General features: G+C 55.7%; 18 protein-coding genes. 11 read left to right on the top strand and 7 right to left on the bottom strand.

The genetic code is table 11. The features are described 5' to 3' along the window. The first annotated feature begins 36 nt into the window (after positions 1 to 36). The 3 genes from VFA76_03150 (at position 37) to VFA76_03140 (ending at position 3,017) form a co-directional block, all read left to right on the top strand. The gene (locus VFA76_03150; protein ID HZR30835.1) at positions 37 to 867 is read left to right on the top strand and encodes a hypothetical protein; all 831 of its coding nucleotides are present in this window, start codon (positions 37 to 39) and stop codon (positions 865 to 867) included. 120 nt (positions 868 to 987) lie between these two features. Then, a complete protein-coding gene (gene accC / locus VFA76_03145; protein HZR30834.1) occupies positions 988 to 2,523 on the top strand; it encodes an acetyl-CoA carboxylase biotin carboxylase subunit in 1,536 nt (511 codons plus the stop codon). After that, complete coding sequence (locus VFA76_03140) at positions 2,520 to 3,017, top strand: biotin/lipoyl-containing protein (GenBank protein HZR30833.1); 498 nt, start codon at positions 2,520 to 2,522, stop codon at positions 3,015 to 3,017. The genes accC and VFA76_03140 overlap by 4 nt, the downstream gene beginning before the upstream one ends. Before the next feature lie 31 nt (positions 3,018 to 3,048). Here VFA76_03140 and VFA76_03135 read toward each other — a convergent pair whose 3' ends face one another. The 4 genes from VFA76_03135 to lptD all read right to left on the bottom strand — a co-directional run bounded on the left by VFA76_03135 (position 3,049) and on the right by lptD (position 8,434). Continuing rightward, positions 3,049 to 4,113, bottom strand: a complete 1,065-nt coding sequence (locus tag VFA76_03135; GenBank protein ID HZR30832.1) for a SurA N-terminal domain-containing protein — start codon at positions 4,111 to 4,113, stop codon at positions 3,049 to 3,051. A gap of 25 nt (positions 4,114 to 4,138) precedes the next feature. Beyond that, positions 4,139 to 5,014, bottom strand: coding sequence for a thioredoxin domain-containing protein (locus VFA76_03130; protein ID HZR30831.1), 876 nt, complete (start codon positions 5,012 to 5,014; stop codon positions 4,139 to 4,141). A 136-nt stretch (positions 5,015 to 5,150) separates the two neighbouring features. After that, positions 5,151 to 6,002 carry an ATP-dependent sacrificial sulfur transferase LarE gene (gene larE / locus VFA76_03125; protein HZR30830.1) on the bottom strand — a complete coding sequence of 284 codons (852 nt, stop codon included), beginning with the start codon at positions 6,000 to 6,002 and terminating at the stop codon, positions 5,151 to 5,153. 80 nt (positions 6,003 to 6,082) lie between these two features. Continuing rightward, positions 6,083 to 8,434: an LPS assembly protein LptD gene (lptD, locus tag VFA76_03120; protein HZR30829.1), complete on the bottom strand. Its 2,352-nt coding sequence runs from the start codon at positions 8,432 to 8,434 to the stop codon at positions 6,083 to 6,085. 391 nt (positions 8,435 to 8,825) lie between these two features. Between lptD and VFA76_03115 the strand changes: the two genes are divergently transcribed. Both VFA76_03115 and VFA76_03110 read left to right on the top strand, forming a co-directional pair. Then, positions 8,826 to 10,124, top strand: coding sequence for an RDD family protein (locus VFA76_03115; protein ID HZR30828.1), 1,299 nt, complete (start codon positions 8,826 to 8,828; stop codon positions 10,122 to 10,124). A 124-nt stretch (positions 10,125 to 10,248) separates the two neighbouring features. Further along, on the top strand, positions 10,249 to 12,519 hold the full coding sequence (locus tag VFA76_03110) for an APC family permease (protein HZR30827.1): 2,271 nt from the start codon (positions 10,249 to 10,251) through the stop codon (positions 12,517 to 12,519). Positions 12,520 to 12,619: 100 nt separating this feature from the next. Here the strand turns inward: VFA76_03110 and VFA76_03105 are convergent, their stop codons facing one another. Then, positions 12,620 to 13,054, bottom strand: coding sequence for a hypothetical protein (locus tag VFA76_03105; GenBank protein HZR30826.1), 435 nt, complete (start codon positions 13,052 to 13,054; stop codon positions 12,620 to 12,622). A 253-nt stretch (positions 13,055 to 13,307) separates the two neighbouring features. Here VFA76_03105 and gltX point away from each other — a divergent pair, with 253 nt between their 5' ends. Continuing rightward, positions 13,308 to 14,858, top strand: a complete 1,551-nt coding sequence (gene gltX / locus VFA76_03100) for a glutamate--tRNA ligase (protein HZR30825.1) — start codon at positions 13,308 to 13,310, stop codon at positions 14,856 to 14,858. A 28-nt stretch (positions 14,859 to 14,886) separates the two neighbouring features. Here the strand turns inward: gltX and VFA76_03095 are convergent, their stop codons facing one another. Beyond that, complete coding sequence (locus VFA76_03095) at positions 14,887 to 15,906, bottom strand: TIGR01777 family oxidoreductase (protein HZR30824.1); 1,020 nt, start codon at positions 15,904 to 15,906, stop codon at positions 14,887 to 14,889. Between VFA76_03095 and VFA76_03090 the strand changes: the two genes are divergently transcribed. From VFA76_03090 to VFA76_03075, 4 genes are all read left to right on the top strand, one after another. Beyond that, on the top strand, positions 15,905 to 18,118 hold the full coding sequence (locus VFA76_03090) for a bifunctional (p)ppGpp synthetase/guanosine-3',5'-bis(diphosphate) 3'-pyrophosphohydrolase (protein HZR30823.1): 2,214 nt from the start codon (positions 15,905 to 15,907) through the stop codon (positions 18,116 to 18,118). The two genes, VFA76_03095 and VFA76_03090, sit on opposite strands and share 2 nt — an antisense overlap. A gap of 85 nt (positions 18,119 to 18,203) precedes the next feature. Continuing rightward, positions 18,204 to 18,581 carry a RidA family protein gene (locus VFA76_03085; protein HZR30822.1) on the top strand — a complete coding sequence of 126 codons (378 nt, stop codon included), beginning with the start codon at positions 18,204 to 18,206 and terminating at the stop codon, positions 18,579 to 18,581. Between the two features lie 310 nt (positions 18,582 to 18,891). After that, positions 18,892 to 19,164, top strand: coding sequence for a hypothetical protein (locus VFA76_03080; protein ID HZR30821.1), 273 nt, complete (start codon positions 18,892 to 18,894; stop codon positions 19,162 to 19,164). Further along, positions 19,164 to 19,520 carry a type II toxin-antitoxin system PemK/MazF family toxin gene (locus tag VFA76_03075; GenBank protein HZR30820.1) on the top strand — a complete coding sequence of 119 codons (357 nt, stop codon included), beginning with the start codon at positions 19,164 to 19,166 and terminating at the stop codon, positions 19,518 to 19,520. The genes VFA76_03080 and VFA76_03075 overlap by 1 nt, the downstream gene beginning before the upstream one ends. Positions 19,521 to 19,643: 123 nt before the next feature. Here VFA76_03075 and rpmB read toward each other — a convergent pair whose 3' ends face one another. Then, on the bottom strand, positions 19,644 to 19,832 hold the full coding sequence (gene rpmB, locus VFA76_03070) for a 50S ribosomal protein L28 (protein ID HZR30819.1): 189 nt from the start codon (positions 19,830 to 19,832) through the stop codon (positions 19,644 to 19,646). 107 nt (positions 19,833 to 19,939) lie between these two features. On the opposite strand from rpmB, the gene VFA76_03065 reads away from it, so the two are divergent. Further along, the gene (locus VFA76_03065; protein HZR30818.1) at positions 19,940 to 20,347 is read left to right on the top strand and encodes a DUF971 domain-containing protein; all 408 of its coding nucleotides are present in this window, start codon (positions 19,940 to 19,942) and stop codon (positions 20,345 to 20,347) included. Position 20,348 lies beyond the last annotated feature (1 nt).

The following is a 20,348-nucleotide window of genomic DNA, read 5'->3' as shown; positions in this document are numbered from 1 at the left end:
CCGAGCATTTCCTTGCGAGGGAGAACTGATAACCACATGAATAGAAGCATGCGTGTACTGGCCTTGTTGGTCACCGCTCTTACGCTGCTTTCTGCTGCCGGATGCAACAAGCTGAAGGCCAGAGACCAGCTGAATAAGGGAGTGCAGGCCTACAAGAATGCCAAGTATGAAGAGGCGATCGATCATTTTCAGAGTGCGGTGTCCATGGATCCGGGGCTGCTGAATGCCCGGCTGTATCTGGCAACCGCTTATGCCCAGCAGTACATTCCGGGAGCAGACACACCGGACAACAACCGCATGGCGGAGCAAGCCATAGCGGAGTTCAAAAAGGTGCTGGACGACCATCCCAATAAAGACCAGAAGGTTACCAGCTTGAAGGGCATCGCCTCGCTGTACTTCAACATGAAAAAGATGAACGAGGCGAAGGAGTACCACCGCAAGGTGGCCGAACTCGATCCCAACGATCCCGAGACTTATTATTCAATTGGCGTGATTGATTGGACCCAGAGCTACCAGCCGCGTATGGAAGAAAGAGCGAAGCTGGGGCTTAAGGCCGAAGAGCCTCTGAAGGACAAGAAGGTCTGCGCGAAAATCAAAGAGATGAATGAGGACAAGGTGCAGGATGGGATCGCCAATCTGGACAAGGCCTTGAAACTGCGCCCAGACTATGACGATGCAATGGCGTACATGAACCTGATGTACCGTGAGAAAGCCGCCATTGACTGCGATGATCCGGAAACACGAGTGGCGGATACTAAGACCGCCGACGAATGGGTACAGAAGACCATGGATACCAAGAAAGCCAAGGCTGCCAAGCAAACCGGCCCTGGTGGGATCACGGCAGAGCCAACTCAAACGAGCCAATAGTTCTAATCTTCTGATTGCGTGCCCTCTGCACTACGCAGAGGGTATTTTTTTGCTCTCATCAACCGCTGGAAAACGGGTGAATTACAATCACCAGGCCAAGCGGCGCCACGACAACGCTTAATGTTCAAGAAAATCCTAATTGCCAATCGCGGCGAAATTGCAGTGCGCGTGATCCGCGCCTGTCGGGAGCTTGGCATCAGCTCTGTGGCTATCTACTCGGAAGTGGACCGCGCCTCCTTGCACGTCCGCAAAGCCGATGAAGCCTACTTAATCGGCCCCCCTGCGGCGACAGAATCTTACCTGAACATTGAGAAGGTAATCGATTTCGCGCGGAAAAGCGGGGCGGAAGCGATCCATCCTGGTTACGGTTTCCTCTCCGAGAATGCCGAGTTTGCTAGCGCCTGTGAACGGGCGGGGGTGAAATTCATTGGCCCCACTGCCGCTGCCATGGCGCTCATGGGATCCAAGATCCGCGCACGGCAGACGGTTCAAAGTACTGGCCTTCCCGTGGTGCCGGGCTCGTCGAGTGGCCTGGAGCTCGCCTCTGCCACAAGCACCGCAGCCGAGATCGGATATCCCATCATGCTGAAAGCTACGGCAGGCGGGGGCGGCAAGGGAATGCGCGTGGTCCGTTCCGCAGAGGAGCTACCCTCAGCCTTTGAGAACGCTCGTAGCGAGGCGCAACGTGCCTTTGGTGACGGAGAGCTATACATAGAAAGGCTGATCGAAGCTCCACGTCACATCGAGATGCAAATTCTCTCCGACGAGCATGGAAACACGATCTATCTCGGGGAGCGCGAGTGTTCCGTGCAGCGGCGCCATCAGAAAGTTCTGGAAGAATCGCCGTCCCCTATTGTTGATCCAGAAATGCGGCAGCGCATGGGGGAAACTGCGGTACGGATCGCGCAGGCCGCTGGTTACACAAATGCTGGAACCGTGGAGTTTCTGGTAGATAAGAACAAGAAGTTCTATTTTCTGGAGATGAACACTCGGCTGCAGGTAGAACATCCGGTTACAGAGCTGATCACTGGCCTTGATCTCGTCCACCTCCAGATACGAATTGCGGCGGGTGAGGCGCTGCCATTGCGGCAGAAGGACATCGTTATTCGTGGGCACGCGATTGAGTGCCGCATCTACGCCGAGGACCCAGACAATAACTTCTTCCCCAGTCCGGGCAAGATCAACATGCTCCTGGCCCCGGCTGGTCCTGGAATCCGGCACGACAGCGGTATCTATGAGAGTTGGACGGTGCCGATTGAATACGATCCCCTTCTCGCCAAGCTGATCGGCTATGGATGGGACCGTTCCCAAGCCCTGAGGCGCCTGCAGCGCGCTCTGTCCGAATATTTTGTAGGTGGGATCAAGACCAATCTCTCGCTATTCCAGCGCATCCTTCAGCATCCCGACTTTGTAGCCGGTCGGGTGGATACAGGGTTCCTTGACCGACTTCTCGTCCCATCTCCGACGGAATCAAATAAGCAGAAATCGGATGTCGCCGCCATCGCCGCGGGTCTGTTCGCAGCTTTGGAGCAATCTACAGCCGCGTCAGCTGTAGAGAGCGACAAAGCTTCAGCGGCTCGCAATGGGACCCCGCGTCAGATGGACAAGACCTCGTCCAACTGGAAGCGAACGGCTCGAATGGAAGCCTTGCAATGACCTACGAAGTGGGAATAGACGGCCGTATCTACAGGTTGGAACTCACTCGCGGAGGTGATCGCTGGAGTTGCCGCTTGGATGGGCGGGAGATCACGGTAGATGCTGTGCTCGTCCAACCCGACGTTCTTTCGATCCTGATTGGCGGCGTTGTGCATGAAGCCAAACGCGAAGTTACCCCAAGCGAAACCTACATTTGGATAGCTGGTGAGCGCTATACCGCCGAAGTTCGTGACCCGCGCTCGCTTCGGAGCCGGAGAGGCAAGGCCGACGCCACCCAAGGAACCAAGGAATTGCGGGCATCCATGCCGGGAAAAGTGGTGCGAGTATTGGTGCGTGAAATGGCTGAGGTGCAAGTGGGTGACGGCATCCTGGTGGTTGAAGCAATGAAGATGCAGAATGAACTCAAATCTCCCAAACAGGGAGTGGTGAAGAGAATCCTCGCCAGCGCCGGGTCCGCGGTCAATGCCGGAGACGTGTTAGCCATAGTGGAATAGCATGGCTCTTAGCGGAAGAATGCGAAAAAAACTATTTCGTGCCAGACTCTTTTAGTATTTGCTGGGCGTAGTAATTCTCTACTTTGGCCTGGTCGTCGAGCACTTCGTAATATGCGGCCTTCAGTAGTTGCTGGCGGTGGTCGCGCAGTTGCTGCCGTATGAATTGCTGAACTCTGGGATCACTGAGTTCGCGCTGCCCCGCGGGCTCTTTTTCCAGCAATCGAACCACCCGAAATCCGACCAGGCGGTGCGCGGTAGGCTCAATAATAGTGATAACACCGCTGTATTGACCGGGCTTCAGCTTTTCAATTACGTCTCGAGTGGAGCGATCGGTGTTGCTCAACGCCGATTCTGGGATCAAGCCTAGATCACCGCCGTTGGCAGAGGTATCCGGATCCTCCGAATAGTTCATGGCCACGCTGGCAAACTCCTGACCGCTTTCCAGCCTATTCAGTATTGCCTGTATTTTCTTACGCGCTTCGGCCTCGTTCTGCGCTTTGTCATTCTTCAGATTGCGCACCTGCGGATTAGGCGCGGTGGTCACCACGATGTGCGCCAAATGATATCGAGGCTCGATAAGATTGAAGTCCGCTTTGTGTTTGGTGTAGTAGGCGTTGATGTCCTGGTCGGTAACGCTGATCTTGGAGGTGATCTCCTTATTGATTAGCTTCTCCAAGGTGATCTGTTGCCGTTGATCACGTCTGAAGTCATCCAGCGTGATATGCATGTCCTTGAGTTTCTGGTTGAACTGCTCCTCGGTGTAAGGCGCTTTGGCTTCTGTGATCTTACGTTGGACCTCTTCGTCGGTGGCCAATAAACCCATCTTTTGGGCACGCTGCATCAGAATTTCATTTTGAATCAGCTCGTGAAGAATGCTGAGACGCAGGCTGGTCTCCTGTTCTCCGCCGGAGGGTTGGGGTGAGCCCATAGTCTGATTTTCAAAGTACTTCTGGACCTCGGAGCGGGTGATCTCGCGGCCGTTGACCTTGGCCATGACCTCAGGATCGGAGCCCTTCCGCTGACACGCGCCCAGGACGAGCACCATACAGAAGAGAAAAAGAGCAGCAAACGACGAAAGAGCCGCACGCAATCTCAAAGTTTCTCCACCATGTTCAATAGAGTCATTTGCTTGTTGGACCAGTGGCTGGAGCAGACTTTGACGGTGAAGTTGCGGCCGGAACGGGCCCGGGAGGTTGCACTCCCGCATCGCGCAAGGAGCGATCTATGGACGCGCGTAACTCCTCGGCAGGAACCGCGCCGTCCAATTTTTCACCATTGATGAACAGCGTGGGCGTCGCACTCACTCCCAACGCCGTGGCCTCGCGCACCGAGGCTTGTACCGCATCATCTTTTTGGGCCTTCACGCAGGATTGCAGGCGAGACGGGTCCAGATTGTGCTTCTGTCCCTGCTCCAAGGTGGCGCGGTCAAGCGTGGCAAATGCGTCCTTAGGATTGCTTCTGTCGCCGCCGATGGCTTTCTGATTGGCGTGCACATAGTCCGCGAAATCCCAATAGGCATCGTTGTTCTGTTCGGTCAAGCAGTTCGCATCCACCGCCGCGTGGGTCGCCCAAGGATGAATCTCTGATAAAGGATAGTCCTTATAAATAATGCGGATATTCTTTCCGTATGCCTGCAGGATCCCGGGAAATAGGGTCTGGTGCATCCGGGAACAGAAAGGGCATTCGAAATCGTCATAACTCACAATGGTGACCTTAGCGTCCTTGGACCCACGAACCGGCCTGCCGTTAACGTCAATCTTCTTCATGGTGTCGGCATAGGGATCGCTGTTGAGGTCCATCTTGGTGAACCGAACGAGGGTCTTGCCATCTTTGGATATCAGGAAGTCGTGACTTTGCTTCTGTTCACCGCTGGCGAAAGTGAGCACGATTTTGTCGTAGTTGGGGAACTCACTGGGCTCCCGCTGGCCTACCAAAATCTCCACCCCAGTCGGAACGCTGTAGTACGCCCGCACCTGGCGCTCGATGCGTTTTGTCACTTGTGGATCGTTGAGCTGCGCTGAACAGCCCAGGCACAACAATAGTAAGACCAGCAATGCGCGTCTGAATAACAACACTGAAAACCGCCTGCTCAAGGGAATAATTCATTATCTCACGATCAAGTGGGGGCGTGATTTATGACTGCGAACGACGTATTTGATCGGCAGGTAAGACGGCATTCATGGAACCGGAGCGGAAGCCTTCTAAATCGAGGGTTACATAGGTGAAGCCCAGAGCTTTGAAGATCTGTGTGAACTGCGCGACCATGGAGGATTCCAAAGCACGCGGCAAATCTTGGCGGGCTATCTCAATTCGGACAATGTGTCCGTGATGGCGTACCCGCACCTGCCGAAAACCCAGGGTGTGGAGCGCGTCTTCTCCCTGCTCGATCGCCGAAAGAGCTTCGCGCGTAACCGGCCTCCCATATTCGATTCGTGAGGAAAGACAAGCTGAGGCGGGTTTGTCCCAAGTGCGCATTCCGGCACCGCGAGCCAGGTCACGAATGTCCTGTTTTGAAAGGCCGGCGTCTACCAGTGGCGCGGCAACGTGATGTTGCTTCGCTGCCTCCTGGCCGGGGCGGAAATCGCCCTTGTCATCAAGGTTGACGCCGTACGCAATGCAGTTAAAGCCGTGTTCACTGCGGAACTCTTCCATCTTCGAGAACAGCTCATCTTTGCAATGGAAGCACCGCGAGGAATCGTTGCGCGCGTATTCAGGATTTTCCAGTTCAGAAGTTGCGAGGATGTGCAACGGGATCTGCCGTTCCTGCGCGAAAGCAACAGCATCATGCAGTTGGGAACGGGCAAGGCTGGGCGAATCAGCGATTACCGCCAACATTTGATCGCCAAGGATCCGGTGCGCGGCGTCAGCCAGAAATGCTGAGTCCACCCCTCCCGAGTAAGCCACCAAGAGCTTGCCCATCGAGCGCAGAATCGTCTCTAAGGCGGAAAGCTTCGACTGGAGGTTGCTTGGAATCGGCTCGGCCACGGCTCTATGGTAATACGGCGAGAAGGATTGCGGTGAATCCGGGCGGAAGTCTGTCTCAAAACCCGATCACGCCCCGAGACTCAGAAGATTCGTTCCCGCGCTCGGATAGTGCCAAAGCTTCCAATATTTGCGATGCTTAATGCGAATCGATATTGGTTTTCGTTCTGGATAGGGCCGACGGCAAAGCGCCGTACTTCAAAGCTCACCCCACAACAGTCCCAGTTATAGGCGCCTTGAAAAGCGGAATACTGTACGGTATGCAGCTTGTCATCTATGCCGACTGCGCCGGCAATGTTAAAGCCCACCCGGTTCGTCCTACCGTAACGGGCGAGCAGTCGATACTGGCTGAAAGGGCACACCAAAGTAGTCTGGCTGGCTACAGGGCTAAGGAAGCAGTTTGCAGGTACGCTTTTCAACGCAGTAGTCACCAGGCTCTGCTCACCTGGCCCTTGAAGAAGGGCATAGTTCGCGGCCAGGCCGAACTGCCCGAACCCATAACTCAAACCCTGCACGCTGGAGATGGTACGCCCCTTCCTGAGATCGTAATCCAGGTCCCAGATGATTCCTACCGGGCCTATGCTCGCGTTTAAACGAGAGATTACCGGAGACGAGTATCGCGGCTGATCGAGAAATGTAACTCCGGTGAAATTTATGGTGCTCTCAATGACACTGGTGCGACCGGGAAGGAGAATGCCGCCGAATGTGGGATCAAAAAAATACTTCTGACCCACCCTCCACATGAGCACCTCCCGTGCTGGTGTTTCTTTGGGGTCACAAGGAGGCTCACAGTCCTTCGGAGGAGGACTTTTGGCGAATACCCGGTTTGTAAGGCCGTATTCAACTTCGTTGGTGTCGCTGAGTGTGTCGCGGAGGTCAAAGCGTGGAATGGCAGTGAAATTGTCCACACCCCTTACATAGCGGTAAGTGACTTCGGGCTCGACGACGTGTTTCCATTTTCGATCGAGAAATCGATGCTGAAACAACCTCGTCAGGCCGGGTGGTCTGAGATTTACTGCCAGCTCTGCTGCCTTACGGTTAGCAGGAGTGCCTATTGTCAGCTCTGTTGATCCCATCGGCGCGGCGCTTTCGGTGTAGACGGTGTCTCGCAGCGCGAGCTCCGGACGGAACATCCATCCGCGAAATCTGAGTGGCAGGGACACGTCGGGGCGGGCATCAAATCGCCCCACCAGGGTTCCGCTGCGCAGGATTAGTCCGGTGGCAGGATCTCGCTCGCTCCGCGCCACACCATCCAGCGAGGTATCGAACGACCAATAAAAGGGCGAGTGGGCAATCGGGCGATCTACGCTTGAGAGTTCAAAAGTTGGTGCATGCAGAATGGTGATGGCATCGCCTGGGACCGTACTTTGAAAATCCTGATAGCGGTCCACAACCGCATTGAACGAATAACCACGCCCACTGCGACTGACGAAAGCATTGGAAGTCACTTCCGATGTGATTGCCGATGTGAAAACCTGATCGAAAGCCAAGCGGAAGAGAAATGAACTGAGATAGTCCAGGTTGGCAACAGCTCGCCAGTTCTTGTCCAGAGTGGTGTTGAAGGTCGCCCGAATGTCTTGCCCGCCTTGCCTGCACAGTCTGCCCGCTATGCTGGAACACAAGTTGGGATTCAGCCTTGCGGGAAACGGGTTATAGCCACGGTCCTCTACGCCGTAGAAACCGGCTTGGAACCACGTGTGATCGTTAGGCATCGCCCTGAAGCTGACGTGCTCTGCCCAGCCGCGTTGCGAGTAATAGTCGAAGCCAAAGAGAGCATCCATGCTGCGGTTAATGGCCCAGTAAAAGCCTTCGCCCAAAATCGTGCCCTTGCGTGAGGAAGTCCCGAAAGTCGGCATAAGGAACCCGGTTTGCCGGGGCAGGCGCTCCACCGGATGGTCGGCGAAGGGAAAGTAGAAAACCGGAATGCCCTTTATTCGGAATAGACCGTTATAGATTTTCGCGGTGCCGCCGACATCCACCACGACTCGGCTTGACTTAAAAATCCAGTTGGGATGAGGCACTCGGCAGGAGGTCACGGTGCCGTTATGAACGATATAGCGATCAAGGCTGACCTTCTCCACTACCTTCCCCGTGAAAGCAAATGGGTTGGAGCTAGTCAGAACATTCCGTCCACCACGCACCCGCGACCCGGTTGTGCCCACCACATCGTAGAAGGTGCCGGTGCCGGTCCGCACGTTGTAAGTGCCATGGCTGGCTTCAATGTGCTCGTCGTTGGGACCGCCGTCCAGGACCAGGTGGCCGGTAGCGGTCACCAGGCCTGTGCTGGAGTCATAGGTCGCCTCGTCGCCGAAGATTACGTAGTCGCGATAGTCCAGCTCCACATTACCTCGGGCCTTGTAGACGTTTCCGGCTTTCTCCTGCTGGGTGGCACGGATCGTGGTGACCTGTCCAGCGACTGGAGAGGGGGCTCGCATGAGGGAGGGCGAGGCCGATTGAGAAGTTTGGACGGGAAAACGCGCCAGCCTCAACACAGGAGATTGCAAGCCAGCGACCGAGGGAAACTGCATTGATGAACTTGCAAGCAACTGGCTGGTAACTAAGCGTGGAGCGACTAGCAGATGACAAACGCATGCCGCCGTGATAAGGAATCGAGAGCGGGAAATCATCAGACGCGCATGAGACTGCCCGAACAAACTTGCCTGCTGGGGACATCCGTGACCTTAGCACGGCAGGTGCGCTGAGGCAAAGCTTGCAACCTCAGTGGAGGGTCTAAGGCGCAACCGATGCTTCCCCGCGGCTCTCGGCGACTTCCAATTTGTCATGGCTTGTCCACTCTGCGGTGAGGTGTGCCGCTGTGGGTCGCGATTGTCTCCGCGATTCCTGCCGCATTCCGACGCCGTGACCGGAAGCGCGCACCTCTTTTCCTCTCAGACACAAGTAGAGACGAGGATCCTGCTCGAACCCGAGGAGAACAACATCAGCGAACAGCTGTTTTCCGCAAGCCTGGAGACCGCCCCGGCTACTACTCCAGCCGGCAACGCTCGGTTCGAGCTACACCGAGACATCGCAGCCGAGCCCCCGGCAAAGCACGCCGACGGCGCAGGCACTCAAGTTCTTGCCCTGGATGAACCAGCGGCCGATTGCGAATTAGGCGACGTTATTGCCAGTTCCGATCCGGCTGCACCTTCGAAGGAATCTGTGGTTTTACCAGCGCAGTTGGCCGAAGACATGTCTGCCGGTGAATGTGAGCAACCCGATTTCTTAGATCCAGATTGGCGCCAGGAAGTCAGCGCGCGAGTACATAAGTATCGTTCACGGCGCCACCATCGTCCGCCACGGTATCCATCCTTGAGTTTGAAATTCGATTCCCCGGAGCGCGGATGCTCGCCAGCCAGCCGTTCGTTTGATAGCTCGCGAATGCCTGCCAGCGTGGAAACTGCGGTGCGCAGCAACCTGCAGCAGCAGGAGGAGTGCGACGACCTTGCACTCGGGGAAGTAACCCTCGCTCATCCGTTGATTGTGGAAGCAAACAGCGCCGAACTGAGGAGCGAACCCAAGATCATCGAGTTCCCGCGTCCGCTTTTGCCTCCTCCTTCTCCCGCCGATGAGCTCGCAACTCCGGTTTTAGATAAGCCCCGTATCCTGGACGCACCTGAAGCCGTGCCTAAGCAAGTACCGCTCGGTGGCATCCTGCTGGAGGAGCAGGAGCCGCTCAAACCACCCGCGCTGGAACTGCCGCTACAAGTGGCTTCTCTTTCTTCACGTTTTTTCGCCGCAGCGGTGGATGGGTTAGTGGTGTTAACCGCAAGCGTAATGTTCGGCTACATCGTCGCGCGGCTCTCGCCAGTGGAGCTGCACGGTCGCTCCATTATGTTTCTGGCAGCAGTCTTGCCTTCCACGTTGTGGATGACTTACCAATATCTTGCCCTGGTGCACGCCGGCGCCACTCCTGGCCTGCGCGTTGCCCGATTGCGACTAAGCCGTTTTGATGGCAACGTTCCCAGCAAGAAACTCCGCCGATGGAGGGCGCTGTTCATGGCGCTTTCAGCGCTGTCGCTGGGCCTGGGTTTCTTCTGGTGCCTGCTCGACCAGGACACGCTTTGCTGGCACGACCGCATTACACGCACATACTTAATGCCTGCGGATCAAGTTAGCCGCTCTTAAATCCCACCGCCGCTCCGGATCATGAAAACCCGTTCATACTCGGGTCGCTCGGGCTGAAAGCGGCAGGTCCATGTGTTATCTTTGCCGATTGCGTACCCAGCGTTAGAGTAGCCGCAATCCCACGATGTCCGGCACCACAGAGACCATCAAACGCCCCGCCGTAAAGGTTTTCGTCGCCACTACGGTGATGTTGACCTTCATCTCGTTTTGGCGAGCGGCAGCCATCGTTCTTTCCGACCTGGCCTCTTCGGCGTATTACGCTGGCGGCGAAGCCGAACACTACATCGGAAAGAGTGCTCCCTGGTTCATTCTGGCGGTAATGATTTTCAGCTATGCCGTGCGGGCGCTCTACATTGAATCCAGCGCCATGTTCGTGCGTGGCGGCGTCTACCGCGTCGTAAAAGAGGCCATGGGCGGTACGCTGGCCAAAATTTCAGTTTCAGCTTTGCTTTTCGATTACGTCCTGACTGGCCCCATCAGCGCGGTTTCCGCCGGACAATACCTGGCGGGATTTATAGAGGACATCGGCCGCTATCTTGGGCGTCCAGTCCACGTAGCCCCAAACGCTTTCTCAGCGGTCTTCGGCATTCTGGTCGTCCTCTATTTCTGGTGGAAGAACATTCAGGGTATTCACGAGTCCAGCGATAAAGCGATGAAGATCATGAAGATCACCACGGTAATGGTGGTGATTCTGATCGCCTGGTGCCTGATAACCCTGATCAAAACTCCCGCCCCTCTTCCCCCCAGCCCCTTGCATCCCGGCGCTATGAAACTCGATCACGCATCGTTGGGCTGGCTGGAAGGGACGTGGTTAAGTCAGCTGACGCTGGTCATCTTGTTAGTGGGATTTGGACATTCGGTGTTGGCGATGAGCGGCGAGGAAACGCTCGCTCAGGTAAATCGCGAGATCGAGCACCCCAAACTACAGAATCTGAAGCGCACTGGGCTCGTCATCTTCGTGTACAGCCTGCTGTTCACTTCCCTGGTGTCATTTTTCGGAGTGATGATCATCCCCGATAGTGTGCGTCCCACGTATTTCGCCAATCTGATCGGTGGCTTGGCGATGTACCTGAGCGGCCCCTACATGCTGAAGTTGCTTTTCCATGCCTTCGTAGTTTTAGTTGGCGTTCTGATTCTTTCGGGTGCGCAGAATACTTCAATCGTGGGCGCCAATGGCGTTCTGAACCGATTGGCGGAAGGTAAGGTGCTCACCGACTGGTTTCAAAAGCCTCATCCCAAATACGGCACCAGCTACCGCATCATTAATCTGATCGTCGGTTTGCAGATTCTCACCATTGTGGCCAGCCGAGGCAATGTGTACCTGCTGGCGGGGCTGTACGCTTTTGGCGTGATATGGAGTTTCACCCTGAACGCGCTGGCAGTTTTCGTTTTGCGTTATACCGAGCCTGAGAATCGGCAATGGAAAGTGCCCGGCAACATCTACATTAGAGGAAAGGAAATACCAGTCGGGCTGGCCATCATCACCGCTATTCTGTTCCTTACGGCGTTGGCAAATCTGCTCACCAAGCAAGATGCCACGATCGCAGGCGTAATCTTTAGCGGAATATTTTTCTGTATTTTTACTTATTCGGAGCGGCGGGTCGCCCGCGAGAGAGCCGGTAAAGGTGAGACTCTGGACCAGTTCCGAGTGTATGGAAATCAGGAACTGGGAAGTGGAGCGCTCGGCGTACGGGCAGGCAATATCCTGGTTGCAGTGCGCGACCCGCGCAACCTGTACTACCTGCGTCAGGTACTTGCGCGTACAGATACAAACAAACAGGACGTGGTAGTGATGACGGCGCGGCTCTATCACCGCGAACACACCTTCAGCGGCAGCACGGTGGTTGATGCAGTAGAGGTGTTCGACCAATATGAGCAGGAACTTTTTACGGCAGTGGTCGCGGTGGCTGAAAAGGAAGGTAAGCCGGTTCACCTGCTGGTGGTTCCTGCGGCGGACGTTTTCGAAGCCATCATGGTGACGGCACAACGTTTGGGATCCAGCAGAATTGTGTGCGGACTCTCCAACAAGCTGAGCGCCTACGAACAAGGCAAGCTCACGGGAGACGCCTGGGAGAGACTGCCGGAGCCGCGGCCTCGGGTCGAGCTCGAGGTAATTTTCCCTGACGGCAGCTCACGAATATATCCGCTTGGTCCGCACGTTCCCCGCTTACGAGAGCAGGACTTAGATCGGCTGCACCAGGTCTGGCTGGAAATTACTTCAAATCCGGAGTTCAGCGGTCTGCACCATTATCACGTCGTAGCCCTCGCGCTTCGAGAGTTACAGCGCGAACTTCACGGTCCGCAGCGCGAACAGCTTCTCGCCGAATTGCGTGAGGACTTAAGCAAGGAAGCGGCCGAGCAGAGTTGGAAAGCTCTCGAAGAGGGAAATCGGTAATCTGTAACTAAGTTGGCCGTACTCCCGCCTGAGACAAATGACTTGCCAGTGGCTGGCCACCGTTCTGGCTGGCCAGCCCAATGGCAAAACAAAAAACTCCTTACCTGTCATCTGTAGTTTTTTGAATCATCTTTGCCAGGTGCCGCTTGCTAACGGGCATGCCGGCCAGCCTGATTTCCAGATCGCTTCGATGCACCTTACAGATCACTCCTGCTCCGCTTAGCCAAATTTCTGAGAGAAAATACCGGCCGCCATACTGATTGAACACCAGCTTAGGAGGAACGCCGGTCTCAGAGATTGATCTCTCCTCGGTTGGCAGAATGAAGGCACGACGACCTTCTCCGCTGATTAATAAAGTGCCAGCTCGCCCAGGACTCATGGTCATGATGCGATATTCGCCAGCCGGAAATACGGTCTGAGAAGCAGCAAAAGCAAAAGGAACACTAACTTTCGCGGCCAACGATTGTGCCTGAGCCGTGCTGGAGACCAGCATCAGACTAAGAGTTCCCAAAATGACGTAGAACTTTCTGCTCATAATTCCTCCCTCGCTCATGATCTTCTGTTGGCTAATTCGGCCATGGACGTGGGCATCGCCTTGGGGTGGCGAAACCCTGGAATTACCATTCCTGACCGTCGGGGCCGACGTTTGATGAGTTGTTGTTGTGTGGGTGGACGGAGAACTTGCGCAGCGTCTCTTTTTCTCCGCTGCGAAGGGGAACATTAAGGCGTGGCGCACGGCACGTCAAAGTACGAAGGTATATGGTGGCGCCTCTGCTAACATCGAATTTGTGACGCCTCAACCCCCGGTTCGTGTTCGCTTTGCACCTTCCCCAACGGGACAGGTCCACGTTGGCAACGCTCGGACTGCGCTCTTTAATTGGCTTTTCGCACGCCAGGGGGGCGGCACAATGGTGTTGCGGATCGAAGACACCGACGTCGAACGTAGCGAGACACGATTTGAAAATCAGCTGATTGATGATTTGAAATGGCTGGGCCTGAATTGGGATGAAGGGCCGGATGCAGGTGGCCCATACGCTCCCTACCGCCAATCAGATCGCCTGGATCTCTACCGAACGCACGCCGAACGGCTGCTGCATGAGGGCAAAGCTTACCTGTGCTTCTGCTCGACCGAAGAGCTCGAGCGCGAGCGCAAGCTTGCCCTGGCGGAGCATCGTCAACAGATTTATTCAGGAAAATGCCGCACCCTTGATCCGACAGAGGCACGGCGTCGGAGAGATGCGGGCGAGCCGGCGGCGATCCGCCTGAAAATACCTGAGCACCCTATTCGCTTTCACGACATTGTGCATGGGCCCATCGAGTTCGCCAGCGAATCGGTGAGTGATCCCATCATTCTCCGGTCAAACGGGATGCCGGTGTACAACTACGTGGTCGTGGTTGATGATGCGATGATGAAGATTACGCATGTGATCCGCGGCGACGACCACCTTTCCAACACTCCCAAACAGGTGGCACTTTATGAAGCGCTGGGATGGCAGGTGCCGGAGTTCGCCCATCTTTCAACCATCTTGGGTGGCGATCGCGAGCGGTTGTCCAAGCGGCACGGTGCGACCTCGATTGCCAACTTTCGCGAAATGGGAGTGCTTCCCGAAGCGCTGACGAACTATCTGGCATTGCTGGGTTGGGCGCCGAGCGGCGGAACACGCGAGATCTTCAGCACAGAAGAATTGATCAAGGAATTCTCGCTTGAGCGCGTAACTCGTTCTCCTGCCGTCTTCGACATGGAGAAGCTGTACTGGCTGAACCGGCACTACATCAAGGAAACTCCACAGGAGCGATTACTGACACTGGCGCTGCCCTTCTTCGAGAAGGAATTATTCGGCGCAGGCGCGAGTGCGCAGCTCAGCCTTAACGTCGCTGAACCGCTGAAAGCTTGGTTCTCAAAGATATTGGACCTGGTGGCGCCTTCCGTGGATCGCCTGGATCAACTTCGCGAGCGGGCATCCATGATCTTCCGCTTCGACCCGCGTGCGGCATTGGCAGCGACGGAAAATGCTGAAGTCATGGGCTGGGCCAAAACCCAAGCCGTAATGGAGTCATTTACGAAACGTATTTTGGCGGACGATCTGGCGAGGGCCAATCAGCTCACCCCCGAGCGCTTCAAAGCTATGGTTAACGAGGTAAAGACTGAGACCGGCGCCAAGGGCAAAGAGCTATTCCACCCGATCCGCATCATGATCACTGGCTCGCACTCCGGGCCGGAGTTTGACAAGCTGATCCCTATCCTTGAAGAAGGCAGCCGCCTGAAGCTGCCGCAGCATGTTCTGAGCGTGCGCGAGCGCGTCGAAGAATTTCAAAAAGCAATGGCAGCCGCAAATTGATCGGCGAAGACTGCCCTTGCTGACAATGCTACTTCCCGAGCAAATCTCTGAGCGCGTGGGTTAGTTCCGGATGGCGGAATCGGTAGCCGGTGGCTTGAAGTTGTTTGGGAAGGACGCGGGCGCTGGACAGCAGCAATTCGTCTCCCATTTCTCCGAAGAGCGTGCGAACTACGAACCTGGGCATGGGAAAGATTGCCGGGCGATGCAGCACCTGAGCGAGTGCCTGGGTAAACTCGGCATTGTTTACAGGATTTGGAGATACAACATTCGTAGGGCCGTGCAGACTGTCTGAACTCATGGCGTGCTCAATGGCGCCCACCACGTCTTTGATTGATACCCAGCTCATGTACTGCCGTCCGCTGCCTAGACGTCCGCCCACCCCCATTTTGAACGGCAAAAGCATTTGTCCAAGGGCTCCACCTTGCGGGCTCAAAACCACTCCAAGGCGCAATGAGACGACGCGAATACCGGCACTTGCTGCGGGTTGCGTGGCTGCTTCCCATTGCTGGCACACTTTTGTGAGGAATGCGCTTCCTGGCGAACTGTCCTCCGTGAGTGTTTCGTCACCACGATCGCCATAATAACCGATTGCCGATCCGCTGATGAGCACCCGCGGCCTGCTGGAAGCATTGGCGAGGGCCAGCGACAAATTTCGCGTGCCGAGGGTTCGGCTCAGCAAAATGCGCTGCTTTTTCGCCTCCGTCCAGCGCCCAAAGATGCTCTCTCCCGCCAGGTGAATGACAACGTCGAAGCCGCTCACGGTCTCTGGGGACAGGGGCGTTGCCGGGTCCCACTGAATCTCGCTCTCGCCGGTGGCGGCATGACGCGCCAGCCGGGTAACGCGATGGCCGGCGGCCGAAAGCACCGGCAGGAGCCCCGCCCCTACTGGTCCTGACATTCCCGTTGCTAAAACTCGAAGACCTGCCAAGGTTGTGTGACTCCCCCAATGCCAGAGTACGCCCCTTGATTGAAATCGGAAACCCGCCAACGCGTGACAGAAGTACTGGCCGTAGGTGACCCGTTTACAACTGGGTCTATAATCAAGCATGGCGACCCTGCGCCATCAGATCGCGACCAACGTGCTGACGGTCACACGTTTTCGTGACCTGTTAAAGCAAGTCAAGTCCTACCGCCCAAACGACGATCTGGAGCTCATCCGCAAGGCCTACGACTATTCCTTGCTCCACCACACGGGACAATCGCGAGCTTCCGGCGAACCGTATCTGGTGCACCCCGTGGAAGTGTCGCTGGTTCTGGCGGAAATGAAGCTCGACCCGGTGGCGATAGCCGCCGGTCTCCTGCACGACTCCGTCGAAGACACCTCGGTAACAATCGTTGATATCCGCAAGGAATTCGGTGAGCAGGTAGCCCATATTGTCGAGGGCGTCACCAAAATCAGCAAAATAGACTTCGCCTCCAGTGAGGAGCGCCAGGCGGAGAACGTCCGCAAAATGGTGCTGGCCATGGTGGATGACATCCGAGTGGTGCTCATCAAGCTGGCCGACCGCCTGCACAACATGCGCACCCTGGAGCACCTGCCGGCCGAACGACAACAGCAAATCGCCAGGGAGACGCTCGATATTTATGCGCCCATCGCGCACCGGCTTGGAATGGGCAAAATCCGTGGCGAACTGGAAGACCTGGGCTTCCGCTACGTGGATCCCATCGGGTACCAGCAGGTACACGAAGCGGTGGAGGCACGGCGCAAAGCGGGCGAGCAATTCCTGGCCAAGATCGAAGAAATACTGCGCGAGAAGCTGAAAGAAGCTGGGATTGAAGCCAAGGTCGAGAGCCGCATCAAGCGGCTGTACAGCATCCACCAGAAATTGCTGCGGCAGCACATTACGGTTGACCAAATCTATGACTTGCTGGCGGTCCGCATCATTACTGGCTCGGTGCAAGATTGTTATGGCGTGCTGGGCCTCATTCATAACCTATGGCGGCCAGTCCCTTCGCGGATCAAAGATTTCATTGCCATGCCGCGGCCGAACTTTTACCAGTCGCTGCACACCTCGGTAATTGCCGAAAATGGCACGCCGGTCGAGGTGCAGATCCGCACCGAGGAAATGCATAAGATGGCGGAAGAAGGCATCGCCGCCCATTGGAAGTACAAGGACGGCCCCGTCACCGCCCGCGACGAGCAGCGCCTGGCCTGGCTACGCCAGGTTGTGGAATGGCAAAGAGACATTTCCGACCCCAGCGAGTTTCTGAATACTCTAAAGATTGACCTCTACCCGGAGGAGGTCTACACGTTTACGCCGAAAGGGAAGGTCCTGATCCTGCCGCGGGACGCGACGCCAGTGGACTTTGCTTACACCATCCACACCGAAGTCGGGCATACCTGTGTAGGCGCGAAAGTCAATGGACGCATGGTGCCGTTACGGTACAAGCTGCATAGCGGCGACATCGTCGAAATCCTGACCCAGCCCGGGCACCATCCCAGCCGTGACTGGCTGGGGGTGGTGCGGTCATCGCGGGCGCGCAACAAAATCAAGCATTGGCTCAACGTCCACCAGCGCGAGCGGGCGATCGAGATCGGACGCAAACTGGTGGAAAAAGAAGCGCGCAAATACCGCATCGCTATCAAAGACCTGAAAGAAGAGGACTTCAAACGCGCAGCCTCAGATTATGGTCTGGGCGGGCAAGACGATTTGCTGGCAGGCATTGGGTATGGCAAATTCGCCGCCCGGCAAGTGCTGGCAAAACTGGTACCAGCGGCCACCGAGCAGCCGGGGGAAGGCGACGAAGAAAAACAGAACACGATCAGCAGCGTTGTTCGTCGCGTTTTTGGAGGCGACCACAATGCCATTAAGGTAAAAGGCCACGACGACCTGCTGGTGTACCGCGCCCGATGCTGCAATCCTATTCGTGGCGAGGACATTGTCGGCTACGTGACCCGCGGCAAAGGCGTGGCCGTACACTCGAAGAACTGTCCGAACGTCATCAATCTTATGTATGAGTCCGAGCGTCGCATCGCGGTGGAATGGGCGCGTGAGGATGGTACGGCGGCGAGCGGCTATCCGGTGAAGTTGACTCTGTATTGCGATGATCGTGCCGGCATGCTGAAACAGATCACCGCGATCATCAGCGATGACAATACGAATATCCGCAACGTCGAAGCCCGTACCGCGAATAGCCAGGCCAGCATTGATGTGGTGATTGACATTGACGACCTAAAGCATCTCGAGCGCATCATTGCGGGGTTGCGCAAGATCCCTGGCGTACACGATGTCCAGCGGGTACAAAGAATTAGTTCTTAGTGTCGAGTGTCCAGAGAGCCACGGTTGACGACACTGCGCTTAGGAATTGGGAACTTGAAACTGAGAACTGGAAATTGAGAACTGCATGAGAGACGTGATCGCCACTAAAGAAGCGCCCCAGGCCATTGGCCCGTACTCACAGGGCATCAGAGCGGGAGGTTTCGTATTCGTTTCAGGGCAGGTTGCCCTCGATCCGGCAAACGGAAATGTGCTGCAGGGCGATGTCGCGGTGCAGACCGAACGGGTCTTGAAAAACTTGCAAGCCATTCTTAAGGCAGCGGGCACAACGCTGGAAAAAGTAGTGCGCGCGACAGTTTTTTTGAAGAACATGAACGACTTCGCGGCCATGAACGAGGTTTATGCAAAGTTCTGGAAGGCGGCGCCGCCCGCCCGCTCCACCGTGGAGGTAGCACGCCTGCCCAAAGACGTGCTGGTGGAGATTGATGTAATCGCCCTGGCTTGACTCTTTTTCAACCACGGAGTCACAGAGGAGCACAGACAAACCAGGGCCCAGGAAGTTGGAAGTGAACCGATCCATCCTCCCGTGCCCTCTGTGGTCAGGATTCGGTAGTGACAAGGTTTCAGCGGGAGTCAAGTGGAAACCCATATTATTTTTTAATCCGCAAATGCCACAAACAAAATGCTTTATACTAGGTTAACTCGCTGTGAACCCAATTTGCTATTGGGGCATCTATGGTAATGTCTATTAGTAATGTTGACAGCAATCTTATTGGTAAACATAATGGACGCCAATTCGATAACGGAGATGAACTATGGCCACAGCTTGGAAGCTTCCAAATCGACCGTCCAGATCAGCAAGGGAGTCGCGCTCTCTCTCTCTTGAGAAAGAGGTAATTCAAGCCATCGAAGAAACAAAGGGAGCCGAGTCTACCAGCGAGAGAGTCAATCAGTTGCTGCGGTCCGCGCTGGAAGCTGAGCGCATTATTCAGCTAGAAAAAGAGGCTGAGCAATTCTACGGCTCTATTGATGATCGGGAGGAAACCATTGCTTTCCAGTGTGCTGCACTGAAGAGTTGGGATAGATAATGAGTGCTTGGGCGAGGGCTGCTACACCTTTGGGTTGGTTCCCTCGCCGGGGTGAAGTCTGCCTAGTGGACATTGATAAAGAGCGCCCCGCAATAATCTTTTCTTCGGACGCATTAAATAAATTCTCGCAGGATGTGTGTGTAATCCCAATCTCAAAAGTTGAACACAAGCAGTTCTCATTGCGCCCGAAGCTGAACCGTGGCGAAGCTGGCCTTGACTATGATTCATGGGTCAAGTGCGACCAACCAACGACGGTCGAAAAAAGATGCGTTGTATATCCACCACTCGGCACTCTTTTGAGTGCGAGACTTGACGAAATAGACAGCAATGTGAAGGTGGCTCTGGGGCTGAAATGATATGCTGCGCTAACCGTGTCAAGGTCTAAACTTACACGTGGCTAAGCATGGCAGGAAAAACAAAGGGGCGGGGTTTTAATCCCGGCCTCTTTTATTTTCAAACCTTGTCACCACCCAGGATTCCTACGCCTTGACAACTTTGCCGCTGCGCAGGCAGGAGGTGCAGACGCGCAGCTTCTTGGTGGCGCCCTTCACTCGCGCCCGCACCGGCCGCAGGTTCACATTCCACCGTCGCCTGCTCACGTTATGGGCGTGACTGATCTTGTTCCCGAACTGCGGCGACTTGCCGCAGATATCACAAACTTGTGCCATTTTCGCTCCCGCTGGTCGCTTAGAAAAGTTCCGAAACTGTCGGCAGAATCTAGATTTTAGCGGATGAGAGCGGTTTTGCGCCACTGCCCCTATGCGATACTGAATATATGTCGGTCAGTCTCAAAACCGATCCTCAGTCAGTCAAGGTGAACATTACCACCGGCACTGGCGTAGAAATCGAGTGGAAAGACGGCCATCGGAGCAGTTACACGTTTGCCTACTTGCGGGATGCCTGCCCCTGCGCCTTATGCGATGACGAGCGCCTGAAGAGTGGCCGGAAACCGGGTGAGCCGCCCCAAGAAACTCCCGGTGCGCTGCCCATGTTCAAAGCGACGGCAAAGCCCAATCACGCTCAGCCGGTTGGCAAGTACGCGATTAAATTCCAATGGAATGACGGCCATGATTTGGGCATCTATTCATGGACTTTCTTGCGCGAAGTCTGCCCCTGTGAGCAATGCAACGTGAACGCCTCGCCGGCAGTTGCTGGTTCGACGAAATTCCCATCGAAGGTTTAGG

It is taken from the genome of Terriglobales bacterium (assembly GCA_035651655.1).
Classification (GTDB): domain Bacteria; phylum Acidobacteriota; class Terriglobia; order Terriglobales; family Acidobacteriaceae; genus DASRFG01.
Note: the sequence above shows the minus strand (reverse complement) of the source record. Positions and strands in the feature narration are given on the sequence as shown.

Excerpts from the sequence above, each read along its gene's own strand:
- VFA76_03080 (HZR30821.1), top strand. The coding sequence starts at position 18,892 with ATGGCCACAGCTTGGAAGCTTCCAAATCGACCGTCCAGATCAGCAAGG.
- VFA76_03065 (HZR30818.1), top strand. The coding sequence starts at position 19,940 with ATGTCGGTCAGTCTCAAAACCGATCCTCAGTCAGTCAAGGTGAACATT.
- lptD (HZR30829.1), bottom strand. The coding sequence starts at position 8,434 with ATGCGAGCCCCCTCTCCAGTCGCTGGACAGGTCACCACGATCCGTGCC.
- VFA76_03095 (HZR30824.1), bottom strand. The coding sequence starts at position 15,906 with ATGCTTGATTATAGACCCAGTTGTAAACGGGTCACCTACGGCCAGTAC.
- VFA76_03105 (HZR30826.1), bottom strand. The coding sequence starts at position 13,054 with ATGAGCAGAAAGTTCTACGTCATTTTGGGAACTCTTAGTCTGATGCTG.
- VFA76_03085 (HZR30822.1), top strand. The coding sequence starts at position 18,204 with ATGAGAGACGTGATCGCCACTAAAGAAGCGCCCCAGGCCATTGGCCCG.
- VFA76_03090 (HZR30823.1), top strand. The coding sequence starts at position 15,905 with ATGGCGACCCTGCGCCATCAGATCGCGACCAACGTGCTGACGGTCACA.
- rpmB (HZR30819.1), bottom strand. The coding sequence starts at position 19,832 with ATGGCACAAGTTTGTGATATCTGCGGCAAGTCGCCGCAGTTCGGGAAC.
- VFA76_03110 (HZR30827.1), top strand. The coding sequence starts at position 10,249 with ATGTCCGGCACCACAGAGACCATCAAACGCCCCGCCGTAAAGGTTTTC.
- VFA76_03075 (HZR30820.1), top strand. The coding sequence starts at position 19,164 with ATGAGTGCTTGGGCGAGGGCTGCTACACCTTTGGGTTGGTTCCCTCGC.
- VFA76_03140 (HZR30833.1), top strand. The coding sequence starts at position 2,520 with ATGACCTACGAAGTGGGAATAGACGGCCGTATCTACAGGTTGGAACTC.
- VFA76_03150 (HZR30835.1), top strand. The coding sequence starts at position 37 with ATGAATAGAAGCATGCGTGTACTGGCCTTGTTGGTCACCGCTCTTACG.
- accC (HZR30834.1), top strand. The coding sequence starts at position 988 with ATGTTCAAGAAAATCCTAATTGCCAATCGCGGCGAAATTGCAGTGCGC.